Origin of the sequence: Pseudochrobactrum mosebachae (assembly GCF_048914685.1) — a bacterium.
GTDB lineage: Bacteria > Pseudomonadota > Alphaproteobacteria > Rhizobiales > Rhizobiaceae > Pseudochrobactrum.
In genome coordinates this window covers 1,514,524-1,527,016 of record NZ_CP128408.1, presented here as the reverse complement: position 1 = coordinate 1,527,016, position 12,493 = coordinate 1,514,524, and the positions used below count along the sequence as shown (strand labels likewise).

The 12,493-nt window shown below is 50.8% G+C and carries 13 protein-coding genes and 1 other RNA gene; 9 read left to right on the top strand and 5 right to left on the bottom strand.

The annotated features are described in order from the left end of the window. Positions 1 to 252 precede the first annotated feature (252 nt). A complete protein-coding gene (locus tag MP213Fo_RS06925) occupies positions 253 to 477 on the bottom strand; it encodes an alkylphosphonate utilization protein (RefSeq protein WP_421090891.1) in 225 nt (74 codons plus the stop codon). A gap of 84 nt (positions 478 to 561) precedes the next feature. Further along, positions 562 to 1,203, bottom strand: coding sequence for a c-type cytochrome (locus MP213Fo_RS06920; protein WP_421090890.1), 642 nt, complete (start codon positions 1,201 to 1,203; stop codon positions 562 to 564). A 181-nt stretch (positions 1,204 to 1,384) separates the two neighbouring features. Between MP213Fo_RS06920 and MP213Fo_RS06915 the strand changes: the two genes are divergently transcribed. Together MP213Fo_RS06915 and MP213Fo_RS06910 are read left to right on the top strand one after the other, a co-directional pair. Next, the gene (locus tag MP213Fo_RS06915) at positions 1,385 to 2,140 is read left to right on the top strand and encodes a 3-deoxy-manno-octulosonate cytidylyltransferase (RefSeq protein ID WP_421090889.1); all 756 of its coding nucleotides are present in this window, start codon (positions 1,385 to 1,387) and stop codon (positions 2,138 to 2,140) included. Between the two features lie 45 nt (positions 2,141 to 2,185). Next, the gene (locus MP213Fo_RS06910) at positions 2,186 to 3,052 is read left to right on the top strand and encodes a prephenate dehydratase (protein ID WP_421090888.1); all 867 of its coding nucleotides are present in this window, start codon (positions 2,186 to 2,188) and stop codon (positions 3,050 to 3,052) included. 72 nt (positions 3,053 to 3,124) lie between these two features. Here the strand turns inward: MP213Fo_RS06910 and nudC are convergent, their stop codons facing one another. Continuing rightward, positions 3,125 to 4,069, bottom strand: a complete 945-nt coding sequence (gene nudC / locus MP213Fo_RS06905; RefSeq protein WP_421090887.1) for an NAD(+) diphosphatase — start codon at positions 4,067 to 4,069, stop codon at positions 3,125 to 3,127. A 14-nt stretch (positions 4,070 to 4,083) separates the two neighbouring features. Then, positions 4,084 to 4,494: an HIT domain-containing protein gene (locus MP213Fo_RS06900; RefSeq protein ID WP_421090886.1), complete on the bottom strand. Its 411-nt coding sequence runs from the start codon at positions 4,492 to 4,494 to the stop codon at positions 4,084 to 4,086. A 167-nt stretch (positions 4,495 to 4,661) separates the two neighbouring features. On the opposite strand from MP213Fo_RS06900, the gene ffs reads away from it, so the two are divergent. The 6 genes from ffs to MP213Fo_RS06870 all read left to right on the top strand — a co-directional run bounded on the left by ffs (position 4,662) and on the right by MP213Fo_RS06870 (position 10,387). Beyond that, an RNA gene (gene ffs, locus MP213Fo_RS06895) (signal recognition particle sRNA small type) lies at positions 4,662 to 4,758 on the top strand. A gap of 170 nt (positions 4,759 to 4,928) precedes the next feature. Continuing rightward, a complete protein-coding gene (locus MP213Fo_RS06890; protein WP_421090885.1) occupies positions 4,929 to 6,767 on the top strand; it encodes a DNA polymerase III subunit gamma/tau in 1,839 nt (612 codons plus the stop codon). Between the two features lie 88 nt (positions 6,768 to 6,855). After that, the gene (locus MP213Fo_RS06885) at positions 6,856 to 7,179 is read left to right on the top strand and encodes a YbaB/EbfC family nucleoid-associated protein (RefSeq protein ID WP_421090884.1); all 324 of its coding nucleotides are present in this window, start codon (positions 6,856 to 6,858) and stop codon (positions 7,177 to 7,179) included. 252 nt (positions 7,180 to 7,431) lie between these two features. Then, the gene (gene recR / locus MP213Fo_RS06880) at positions 7,432 to 8,037 is read left to right on the top strand and encodes a recombination mediator RecR (protein WP_421090883.1); all 606 of its coding nucleotides are present in this window, start codon (positions 7,432 to 7,434) and stop codon (positions 8,035 to 8,037) included. 27 nt (positions 8,038 to 8,064) lie between these two features. After that, on the top strand, positions 8,065 to 9,354 hold the full coding sequence (locus tag MP213Fo_RS06875) for a lytic murein transglycosylase (protein WP_421090882.1): 1,290 nt from the start codon (positions 8,065 to 8,067) through the stop codon (positions 9,352 to 9,354). A 94-nt stretch (positions 9,355 to 9,448) separates the two neighbouring features. Beyond that, the gene (locus tag MP213Fo_RS06870) at positions 9,449 to 10,387 is read left to right on the top strand and encodes a cation diffusion facilitator family transporter (protein ID WP_421090881.1); all 939 of its coding nucleotides are present in this window, start codon (positions 9,449 to 9,451) and stop codon (positions 10,385 to 10,387) included. Positions 10,388 to 10,433: 46 nt separating this feature from the next. Here the strand turns inward: MP213Fo_RS06870 and MP213Fo_RS06865 are convergent, their stop codons facing one another. Beyond that, positions 10,434 to 11,315 (bottom strand): LysR substrate-binding domain-containing protein, encoded by an 882-nt coding sequence (locus MP213Fo_RS06865; RefSeq protein ID WP_421090880.1) that lies wholly within the window; start codon positions 11,313 to 11,315, stop codon positions 10,434 to 10,436. Positions 11,316 to 11,420: 105 nt separating this feature from the next. On the opposite strand from MP213Fo_RS06865, the gene MP213Fo_RS06860 reads away from it, so the two are divergent. After that, the gene (locus MP213Fo_RS06860; protein ID WP_421090879.1) at positions 11,421 to 12,434 is read left to right on the top strand and encodes a YeiH family protein; all 1,014 of its coding nucleotides are present in this window, start codon (positions 11,421 to 11,423) and stop codon (positions 12,432 to 12,434) included. The last annotated feature ends 59 nt before the right edge of the window (positions 12,435 to 12,493 follow it).

Genomic DNA, 12,493 nt, shown 5'->3' with positions numbered 1-12,493 from the left:
TTGCTACGCATATATTGGCGCTACTGTAATGATACTTGGATGAAATAAAAGCCAAAGCAGGCAGAAACGGGTCATAAACGGGCAGAATGAAATTAAATCTTTGTAATGCGGCTGGTTAGCGCCACCGGTGGTAGAAAACCGGTCTATTTAAAACACGGAAAATGTGCTGACAGCTCTGTGACAGGCATAATCACTGGCAGCACATTGTTACATTGTGTTTACGTCGATCGGAAAACAATCTTGAATATCTGATCAGGCTTTTTTGACAAATTCTGTTTTCAGAACCAGCCCTTTAACCTGCTTGGTATTGCATTCAACTTCGCCGGCACGACCATTAAGATGAATGTTTTTCACCAATGTGCCGCGTTTGATTGTCTCTGACGTGCCTTTGACCTTCAGATCTTTGATCAGGGTAACGCTGTCGCCGTCCTGCAACTGGGCACCATTGCTGTCGCGTACGATTGGTTCATCGGACATGAGAAAACCTTTCTTGAACTCAAAATGCTCTAAAATAAAAGCCGGGCATTGAGCCCGGCTTTATGATGGGAAACTGAGTTTTACTCAGTTATTGGTTGCAGGCTGCTGGGCAGGTGCTTCCGGTGCAGCGGCTGGCGTTTCAGCCGGCTTTTCTTCTGCAGGAGCCGTTTCTTCAACCGCTGGTAAAGGAGCAGGATTATCTGAAAGTGAACGCAAATATGCAATCAGATCAGCACGCTCATTGTCTTTTTTATCTCCGGCAAAGCCCATGGCTGTACCTTTGATATAACCTTTAGGTGAAGTCAGGAATTTATTGAGATGATCAAAATCCCAAACTTCCTTGCCGCCTTGCGCAAATTCTTTCATCGCTGCTGAATAGCTGAAGCCATCAACAGTTGCGATCGGACGGTTCACAACGTCAAAGAGATGCGGACCAACTTTGTTGGCGCCACCTTTTTCACTGGTATGGCAAGCTGCACAACGTTTGAAAACATTGGCGCCGCGTGCCGGATCAGCAGATGCGAGCAGGGTTGCAATTGGCACGACGACGGCAGCTTCTTTAGCCCCGGCAGCCGGTGCGCCGCCTTCAGCCGCAGCAATCGCAAACCCTGGTTGCTCAGGATGCGAAGTTGTAAATATAGCATCGGAAGTAATACCGATGGTCATAACCACAAATACAGTGGCCAGAAAGGCCATGATGAACTTGTTGGATTGAGATGATTCCATGGTGCCGCTAGCGCTCCTCTTCCCCAACGCCTTTTACATAGCGGTAATAACAGTTATGCCCTGATAGGCATAAGTCCCCCATTACCGACTTTTGCCGGAAACTAGGTCTTTTGCTTGGCGCTGGCAACACCTATAAGGACATGAGTACCCGTGACTTTTTGACACTTTCGGATGAACCCCTATGCCCAAGCCATTTAAATCACTGATCCTGATCCCTGCGCGTATGGCCTCCACGCGCTTGCCGGGAAAGCCGCTGGCAGATATTGCCGGCAAGCCGATGATTGTACATGTCGCAGAGCGCGCGCAGGCATCCATGCTGGGGCGCGTGGTCGTGGCCACCGACAGCGCGGAGGTTAAAGCTTCTGTGGAGGCACACGGTTTTGAAGCGGTGATGACGCGCAGCGATCATGAATCCGGCTCTGACCGTATTTTTGAAGCGCTTCAACTCATTGATCCTGATAAAGAATTTGACGCAGTGATCAATGTTCAGGGTGATCTGCCAACGCTTGATCCGGCGATTATTAAAACCGCATTATTACCTTTGCTGGAAGGGGATGCGGATATTGCAACTCTGGCCGTCGAGATCACAGATCCGGCTGAAAAGACCAATCCGAATGTCGTGAAAATTATCGGGTCACCGCTCGGATCATCTGGGGGGGCACCGCAGAAATTGCGCGCACTTTATTTCACCCGTGCAACCGCACCTTATGGTGAAGGACCGCTCTATCATCATATCGGTCTTTATGCCTATCGTCGCGCGGCATTGGAGAAGTTTGTCTCTATCGGCCCCTCAGTGCTGGAACTGCGTGAAAAACTGGAGCAGTTACGTGCGCTTGAAGCGGGTATGCGAATCGATGTTGAAGTGGTTCAATCTGTTCCGCTCGGTGTGGACACTCCGGAAGATCTGGAAAAAGCCCGTCAGTTTCTGTCGCGTTAATGGCGGCAGGATGATGGTTAAAAGAAACAATTAAAGGCAGCAAAAATGGCAGCGAAGACCAATAAAATATCGTTTCAGGGTGAACCGGGGGCTAATTCCGATACAGCCTGCCGCAATATGTTTCCCACCATGGAGCCGCTGCCTTGCGCAACTTTTGAAGACGCATTTAATGCCGTTGAAAGCGGCGAAGCTGATCTGGCAATGATCCCGATTGAGAATACGCTGGCTGGGCGTGTGGCTGATATTCATCATTTGCTGCCGGAATCACGTCTGCATATTATTGGTGAATATTTTCTGCCGATTCATTTTCAGCTGATGGTGCTGCCCGGCACCAAGCTTGAAGATATTAAAAGCGTGCACAGCCATATTCATGCGCTGGGCCAATGCCGCAAGATCATTCGTGGCAATGGCTGGAAGCCGGTAATCGCCGGTGATACCGCCGGTGCCGCGCGTCAGGTTGCAGAGTTGGCGGATAAAACCAAGGCCGCTTTGGCACCGTTTCTGGCCGCAGAACTTTACGGCCTTGATATTCTTCAGGAGAATGTTGAAGATTCTGAAAACAATGTGACCCGCTTTATCGTTTTGTCGAAGCAGGAGCAGTGGGCACCACGCATCTCAGCCGATGAACTGATGGTTACAACATTCGTTTTTCGTGTCCGCAACGTTCCCGCAGCGCTTTATAAGGCAATGGGCGGCTTTGCCACCAATGGCATCAACATGACCAAGCTGGAAAGCTACCAGATTGGCGGCACATTCCGCGCCACACAATTTTATGCGGATATTGAAGGTCATCCGGATGACCACTCCGTTAAAATGGCTTTGGAGGAGCTGGCCTTCTTCACCAATGAAGTGCGGATTGTGGGGGTATATTCCGGTAATGAAAAGCGTCAGAAATTGCTGGCTGCCGAATAGGTTTTAAATCTCATTGAAAAGCGCCGGAGCTCTATACAGAATTCAAATCTGTGCAGCATCCGGCGTTTTTATTTATGGATTTTCTGCCCAATGGCGGATCAAGGTGCTGGCAATGGCACCGGCAGGGGGCGTGCGTAATCCCTGAGCGTGGCTGTGATTAAGCATAGCAATTGCCTCTTCACGGCTGAACCAGCGCCCGTCTTCCAGCTCGTCATGATCAAGTGTTAAAGTATCTGACAGCGCTTGTGCATAGCATCCGATCATCAGCGAATAGGGAAACGGCCATGGCTGGCTGGCATGATAGGTCACAAGGCCGGTATTAATACCCGATTCTTCGCGCACTTCGCGGCGTACCGCATTTTCAATGGTTTCTCCGGGTTCTACAAAACCGGCTAGGCACGAATAGGTCAGTGGCGCAAAATGCGCGCCCCGTGCCAGCAGGCAGCGTTCGCCCGCTTCGGAGCGATGTGTCACCAGCATAATCACCACCGGATCCGTGCGCGGAAAATGCTCTGCCTGACATTGCAAACAACTACGTTTGAAACCACCGATTCGCATTTCTGTCCGGTGGCCGCAGCGCCCGCAAAAACGATGGCTATGATGCCACGCCAATAATGCTGCCGCCTGAGCAATCATACCGGCAATATCGGCAGGTAACAGCTGATGTGTATAGAGCGAGCGGTATTCTGCCGCTGAATAGGGGGCTTCAAGAGTGTCCGGATCAAGGTCGAGCGCCAAAGCCAGATAGGCAATGCCGTCGGTTTCGCCAAGCAAAATCAGCCCGTCATTGTTTTCAAGCGCTATGTCTGGGTGCAAAGCAATTAGCTCTGCCTTGCCAAACAAAGCACGATGATGACCCTCTGGCACTGTTTTCAGGATGACCTTGTTTCGAGCCAGTAGCAAAAATTGTGCATCAGGATTTGCCAAAGCCTCAGGCAGGCAGTTTTCACTGCGCTTTTCCGCCTGCGGATCAAGGGTTCTGCCGGTAAATGCCAGATGGTGATCAGATGATTGCATAGTGATGCTTAAACTCAGGCTAAAAGGCGGGCACGTAATGTACTGATAAGCTGATCGGCTTCTGCTTTGCTATAGGGTTCACGGCTACCGTGCCCCCATACCGGTCTCGGCCATGCAGTATCGCCGCTGTTACGGGCAATAATATGCACATGTAGCTGGCGCACAATATTGCCCAGCGCGCCGGTATTGATCTTTTCACAAGCTGTAGCGGCTTTCATCGCCTCGGCCACCATGGCAGTTTCAAAGCTGAGCATGGTCTGATCAAGCGGTGTCAGCTCATGGATTTCAGCCAGATTGGCGCGCTGCGGCACCAGAATCAGCCATGGCCAGCGTTTATCATTCATCAGCAAAAGCTGGCACAGGCCAAGCGGACCTATAGAAAATGTATCATTTTGCAGGCGCGGATCGAGGGTGAAAGCTGTCATTTTGCTCTGCCTTTTTGGAGATTTTATCGTTCTGACAGCATTCAAACCGGAATTTTTTGTCAGTCTGGAACTATTCAACCATAAAATGTATGAAAATAATCTATATTTCCATGACACTATTATTTTGAGACTTGCATTTTGCGCTCAAATTTCCGATATGAAGCGCGGGAGGTTGGTGGTGGACGGTCCACTCGCCAACCGGGTCAGGTCCGGAAGGAAGCAGCCCTAACGAGCTCGGCACGGGTCATCGTGCCAGCCTCCCACCTTTTTCCCTTTTGACATACAAGCTATATTTCACGAAAACATCACGGGAAAACCATCAGGTTTTGCTGTTGTGGTGGTTTGTGTTTTTAAACTTTCTCCGACTTGTGCTACAGGGAAGGTTCGAAGTTACGAGATCGGGCATACGGGTTATAAGGAGCGGAGCGAAATTCATGGATAATCAACCGGCAGATGGCGCTTACCGCGTTCTTGCCCGTAAATACCGCCCGCAGAATTTTGATGATCTTTATGGTCAGGAGCCGATGGTGCGCACCCTGACCAATGCCTTTGAGGCAGGACGTATTGCACAAGCATGGATGCTGACAGGTGTGCGCGGGGTGGGTAAAACCACCACGGCGCGTATTCTGGCGCGCGGCCTGAATTATAAAACTGCAACCATTGATCAGCCTAGTGTTAACCTCACCGAGCTTGGCGAGCATTGTCAGGCGATTATGGAAGGCCGTCATGTCGATGTGATCGAGATGGATGCTGCCTCCCATACTGGTATTGATGATATTCGCGAGATTATCGAGCAGGTGCGTTACCGCCCGGTTTCAGCACGCTATAAAGTCTATATTATCGATGAAGTGCACATGCTCTCCAATCAGGCTTTCAACGGCCTGTTGAAGACGCTGGAAGAGCCGCCGCCCCATGTGAAGTTTATTTTTGCTACCACCGAAATCCGTAAAGTGCCGATTACGGTTCTGTCGCGTTGCCAGCGTTTTGATCTGCGGCGCATAGAATCGGGAACACTGACCAGCCTGTTGCAAAAGATCACCGGTCTGGAAAATGTGCAGGCAGATGATGCGGCGCTGGCGATGATTGCACGCGCCGGTGAAGGCTCGGCACGTGACAGCCTGTCTATTCTTGATCAGGCAATTGCCCATGGCAATGGCATGGTGGATAAGCAGACCGTGCGTGAAATGCTTGGTCTTGCCGATCGTGCGCGGATTATCGACCTGTTTGAAATGCTGATGCGCGGCGATATTGCCGGTGTGCTCAAAGAGTTTCGGGCGCAATATGATGTCGGCGCCGATCCGTCTGTGGTGCTGAGCGATCTGGCCGATTTCAATCATCTGGTTACACGGCTGCGTTTTACACCGGAAGTGGCACAGGATATGTCGCTCTCTGAAGATGAGCGTATTCGCGGCGCTGAATTCTCAAAAACCCTGTCAATCCGCGCTTTATCGCGTTGCTGGCAGATGCTGCTGAAGGGCATTGCCGAGGTTGAGGCTTCATCACGCCCTGTACAGGCCGCGGAAATGTTGCTGATCCGCCTGGCACATTCAGCTGATTTGCCAACTCTGGATGAAGCACTGAAAGCGATTGCAAGCGGACATGGCAGACCTGGCGGACAAACCAGCGGCGGGGTGAACGCACCTTCTGCTCCGCAAGGCGGCAATGGCGGTTCCTCTGGAGCATCCGCTCATATGGCACATGCTGCTGCTGATGCCGTGTCGGGGCAGGTGATGCAGCGTCAAAACAATGGCGGAGCTGCTTTGCGGCTAGCAGAGTCACACATACAGCCGGTTGTGCAGCCAAACACTGCGCCAAAAACGGCAAGTGAACAGCCGGCAGTTCAGATCCGGGATCTGAATGATATTGTTAATCTTGCTGGTACCAAGCGCGATTTGCAGTTCAAAGTCTTGGTGAAGAATTTTGTTCGTCTGGTGTCAATCGGCCAGAACCGGATTGAAATTGCACTCACAGAACATGCGCCGAAAACACTGGCGACAGATATGGCACAGCGCCTTCTCGAATGGACAAGCGAGCGCTGGATGGTTTCGGTTGCGCGCGACGGCGGTGGTCATACGGTTGCCGAAGTTGAAACGGCGCGCCGTGAGGAGCTGGTAACTGATGCCCGTGCCGATCCTGATGTAGCGGCTATTTTGGCTAAATTTCCGGGTGCGAAAATCATTGATGTGCGGATTACCACACCTGATGATGGTGATCTGGACATGGAAATGCCGGAGGCAGGGATTGATGCTGTTGATGCCGATGATGATGATTAATGTGCAAAGATCGTGATTGCTGCGGTTGAAACTGCAGCTGCTTTCAACCATTTGTAAGAATATAGTCAAATTTTAGGAGTTCTGTCGCATGCGTGACATGATGGGGATGCTGAGCAAAGCAAAAGAAATGCAGGCCAAAATGCAGGCTATGCAGGAAGAAATCGCGCAGATGGAAGTCAGCGCCACTTCCGGTGGCGGGCTGGTGAGCCTGACATTGCTGGGCAAAGGTACACTGACAAGCCTTAAAATTGATCCATCACTGCTGAAAGACGGCGAAGGTGAGATTCTTGAAGACCTGATTATTGCGGCGCATAATGATGCGAAAGCCAAGCTTGAAGCTATGATGGCAGAAAAGACGCAGGAACTGACCGCTGGTCTGCCGATTCCTGCCGGCATGAAACTGCCATTTTAGAGCAGTTTCAGGAAAATCTAGAGCTTTTTCTGCTTCAAAGAAAAATGAATGGGCTCTAGAGCAGGCAACATTCAGGTTGGATCGCAGCGCTCGCTCTAGATCTAGTTTTATCGCATTGTCATCGCTATCAAGCTGATTCAACTTGATCGTGAAATGCTCTAGTCTGAGGTTGCAAGCCTCTCATTCAAACATAATGTAATTATAAATTAACGCCCGATTCTATTCGGGCGTTAAATGTTTTAAATCTAAGCCATGTCAAAACGAATCGCCGGACCTGAAATCGAACGTCTTATCCAGTTGCTCGCCCGTGTTCCGGGGCTTGGGCCAAGATCTGCACGCCGTGCTGCCCTCCATCTGATTAAGAAAAAAGATGCATTGCTGGTGCCGCTTGGCAGCGCCATGCAGGAAGCTGCCGAAAAAGTGCGGATCTGTTCCTGCTGCGGCAATGTTGATACCAGTGATCCCTGTACGGTGTGTGAGGATCCGCGGCGTGATCCCTCCGTTCTCATTGTGGTTGAAGATGTGTCTGATCTGTGGGCGCTGGAACGTGCGGGCACCATGAATGTACGCTACCACGTTCTGGGGGGCCGTTTGTCGCCGCTTGACGGTGTGGGGCCTGATGATCTTAATATTAAGGGCTTGGTCGAGCGTAGTGCGGGCGGTGAGGTCAAAGAGATCATCCTCGCGGTAAATGCCACTGTCGAAGGACAGACCACAGCGCATTATATTATGGACCAGCTCGACGGCCTTGATGTTAAGGTTACCCGTCTTGCCCATGGTGTGCCGGTGGGTGGCGAGCTTGATTATCTTGATGAGGGTACTTTGGCCGCCGCATTGCGTGCCAGAACAGCGCTATAAAAACCTGATACTTGTGAAGGAAAAGCCATGCAGATGATGAGACAGTTTTCCCGTCAGCTTCTGGTGGCTCTCAGCCTGTCTTGTGCGGTTCTGCCGGCCATGATGAGTGACGGGCAGGCGCAAACCTATTCGGCTGCCATACAAAGCAAGTCTGAGGCTTTGTTTAAATTATGGTTGGCTAATGATCTGTGGCCGCAGGCACAACAGCGCGGAATCAGCCGTGGGGTATTTGATCAGGCATTGTCTGGTATCAGCCTGAACTGGAAATTACCGGATCTGGTACCGCCAAATACCAAGCCGCAAACACCAAAACAGCAAACGCAGGCAGAATTCGGTTCGCCCGGTAATTATTTTAAGAGCAGCACAGTTGATTCTGTCGTTAGTAATGGCAAAGCCCGCCTGAACAGTCATAAAAAACTGCTGGCTAAGATCGAGCGGGATTATGGTGTGCCTGCCGGTATTGTTGTGGCTATATGGGGGCGGGAATCCGCCTTCGGGACTGTGAAAATTCCTTATAATGCATTTGAGGTTTTGGCGACCAAAGCATTTATGGCCACGCGAAAAGATATGTTCCGAGATGAATTGCTTGCAGCACTCGAGATTGTTCAAAAAGGCTATATGGATAGCGGCCATTTAAAAAGCTCTTGGGCTGGCGCACTCGGCCAGCCACAATTTATGCCGACATCCTATCTGCAACATGCAGTGGATTATGATGGCAATGGCAAACGTGATATCTGGAACTCTGTGCCGGATACACTGGCTTCTATTGCCGCTTATTTGCAGCATTTCGGCTGGCAGCGCGGGCGGGACTGGGGTTTTGAGGTCACTGTACCGCAATCGGTCAGCTGTGCACTGGAAGGCCCCGATCAGGGCAAATTGTTCAAAGACTGGGCGGCTATGGGGATAGTGCGCGTTAATGGCCAATCGTTTCCAGCACAGGAAATGGCGCGTGAGGGCTTTTTGCTGATGCCTGCTGGCAGGCACGGGCCGGCTTTTATTGTCACGCCAAATTTCTATGTGCTTAAAAACTATAATATGAGCGATCTCTATGCGCTGTTTATCGGGCATGTTGCAGATCGTATGACCGGTTTGGTTGGCTCTGGCGGTTTTCAAAATACCTGGGGCAATGTAGGCGGGCTTTACCGCTCCGATGTGGCAGCCATGCAGCTGCGTTTGCAAAAGCAGGGCTATGATGTCGGCAAGCCTGATGGACTGGCCGGATTTAAAACCCGCCGTTCACTGGGTATATGGCAGCAGAAATCCGGACAGCCTGCAACGTGTTTTCCTGATAAAGCGTTGATCAAAGTAATACGCTAAGCGATCACAGATTGCGCGCTGGTTTTATCCATGCAACCTCTGATGGTTTGAGGCGTTATCTTGCCAGCACTTTGGGGGCAAGAGGCGGGGTGGCATGGCGACAGGATCACAAAAAGTTATTTATGCGGCGCTTGTCGGTAATACGCTGATTGCTGTCACAAAATTTATTGCCAGTGCAATCACCGGCAGTTCTGCGATGCTCTCCGAGGCGGTGCATTCGCTGGTTGATACCGGCAATGAAATCTTGCTGCTCTACGGACTAAAGAGAGCTGCAAAACCTGCCGATGAACAGCATCCTCTTGGCTATGGACGCGAAATTTATTTCTGGAGTTTCATTGTTGCTCTGCTGGTATTTGCGCTTGGTGCAGGTATCTCTTTTTATGAGGGGGTGATGCATATCCTCAATCCGGTGCCGGTACGCAATATTACCGTCAATTATATCGTTCTTGGTTTTTCCATGTTGTTCGAATTTTACAGTTGGCGGCTGGCGCTCAAGGAATTCAGACGACGTAAAGGCCGGTTCAGTTATTTATCCGCTTTTAAACGAAGTAAAGACCCGACTGTTTTTACGGTCTTGTTCGAAGACAGTGCCGCCTTGCTAGGGCTGCTGGTGGCGCTGATAGGCATCACTTTGGCGCATTGGCTGGATATGCCGGTGCTTGACGGTGTTGCTTCAATCGGGATTGCACTTATTTTGACCATGACGGCAGTATTTCTTGCCCGCGAATGTAAAGGCTTGTTGATGGGGGAGCCTGCACTACCTGAGGTGCAGCAAGCTATTCGCGCGATCGCGGGTGCTGATCCCGATGTTATAAGGGTTAATAGTATGCTGACTGTTCATGTCGGGCCGCAACAAATTCTTACAGGGCTTAGTCTCGAATTTGATGATCATATGGACACAACGCAAATTGAAAATTGTGTGATGCGTCTGGAAGAAAAACTGCGGGCGGCACATCCTGAAGTACAGGCGATTTTCATCAAACCGCAGGCGGCCACAACGGCACCAAGCCGCGGCCGGTTACAGCTGCATTGAGCCAATCTGGTCAACCAGGTGCTGCTGGTATAAACGAAGGCATGATTTAGAGTGATTTGATCATCTTGTAAAACGCTTTGAAGGCATGGCTCTGATAGCGCTCATGGTGGGTCAGCAGCCAGAAATGGCGCGGTGGCAAGCTTAATGGCGCCTGTTTGAGAGTTCCGGCAGCCAGATGCGGGCGGGCTGCCAGTGCAGACAATACAGTTGCAGTGTTACCCGCGCTCAAGGCAGAGCATATCGCTTCATTTGAGGGTAATTCCAGCGCTAAGGGCAATACAGCTGGATCATAGCCCCTATCACGCAGATATTGCTCAAACACAGCGCGCGTTCCGGAGCCCCGCTCGCGTAAAATCCAGAAACTTTCGGTTAGGTTTTCCAGAGGTAATACTGTGCGTTGTGCCCAAGGATGTTCGGCACCAACAACTGTGATCAGCTGATCTGTAGCCACTGATTCTTTATGCAGCACCGGATCACTACACTCTCCTTCAATAAATCCGGTCTCGGCCAGACCTTCACGGATTGCATTGCTGACCTGCTCACTATTGCCAATGGTCAGTTTCAATTCAATCGCCGGGTGCAGCGCATGAAATTTTGCCAGCAGTGGCGGCAGCCAATAGCTGGCAATGGTCTGACTGGCATAAATATTGAGATTGCCGCGCTTCAAGCCGGAGAGTTCGGAGAGGGTGAGCTCCGCCGCATGTGTTCTGGCCAGCACCGCTTCGGCTTCGGCTAAAAAGATGCGCCCAGTTTCATTCAGCTCGATACGTCTGCCGATACGGTTAAACAGCAAAGTATTATAGCGCTCTTCCAGTGCTTTAATCGCAGAGCTGACGGCAGACGGGGTTAGATTCAGCGTCTCCGCAGCGCGTGTTAAATGCTGCTGACGGGCGACTTCCGCAAATATCCGTAATTGTTCAAAGGTCATGATTGTCAACCGTTCGATTATATCGAATGAATTATCGCATATTATCAGATGGAATGAACAGCCTGAATGAGCGATAGAATTAGAAAAATTACTGGATTAAAGAGAATGCAACAAAAAATAACTTCTAATTTAATCGCAATCTTTCCGGGTTTCATGCTTTGCCTGTTGGTTTCAGCTGCGGCTTTCGCGCTGGAATGGACAGAAACCGGCTTGTTTGGCCGTGCTTGGCTGGAAGCGATTGTACTGGCAATTTTGCTCGGCGCGGCGTTGCGCTCCCTGGTAAAATTACCGGCGATTTATAATCGCGGTATTCAATTCTCATCCAAGATGATTCTTGAGATTGCCATCGTATTGCTTGGCGCGTCTATCAGCGCGGAGGCGGTGATGCGGGCGGGGCCGGCGTTGATTCTCGGCATTGGCGGTGTGGTGATCGTATCGATCATGTTGAGCTACTCAATCGGACGCGCCATGCGCTTGCCGCATCGTATGGCGGTGTTGGTCGCTTGCGGTAACTCCATCTGCGGTAACTCGGCCATTGCCGCCACTGCGCCGGTGATTGGTGCGAGCAGTGATGATGTGGCCTCCTCTATCGCTTTTACTGCGGTGCTTGGCGTGGTTGTGGTGCTGTGTCTGCCTTTGATGGTGCCGCTGCTGAATATGTCGGCAACGCAATATGGTATACTCGCAGGATTAACCGTTTATGCGGTGCCGCAGGTTCTGGCCGCAACGGCACCAGTTGCAGCACTCAGTGTGCAGATCGGAACGCTGGTTAAGCTGGTGCGGGTTCTGATGTTGGGGCCTGTGATTGTGATGATCGGTATCATCAATTCAAAATCCGGTGGTGCACGGCCAACATTTTCACAAATGGTGCCGTGGTTTATCATCGGCTTTATTGCAATGATGGCACTGCGCAGTCTGGGGCTTATTCCACAAATCGCACTGACACCCATTCATGCCAGCAGCAATCTGCTGACGGTTATTGCTATGGCTGGTTTGGGGCTTGGTGTGGATGTTCGCACAGTCGTTAAGGCCGGTGGTCGCGTAACACTGACAGCTATATTGTCGTTGCTGGCACTGGGCTCTATCAGCTTAGCACTGATTTACAGCCTGAATGTTTAAATCACACAGCCCTCAAATTTTGAGCATTTCACTATCAAGTTGATTCAACTTGATAGATA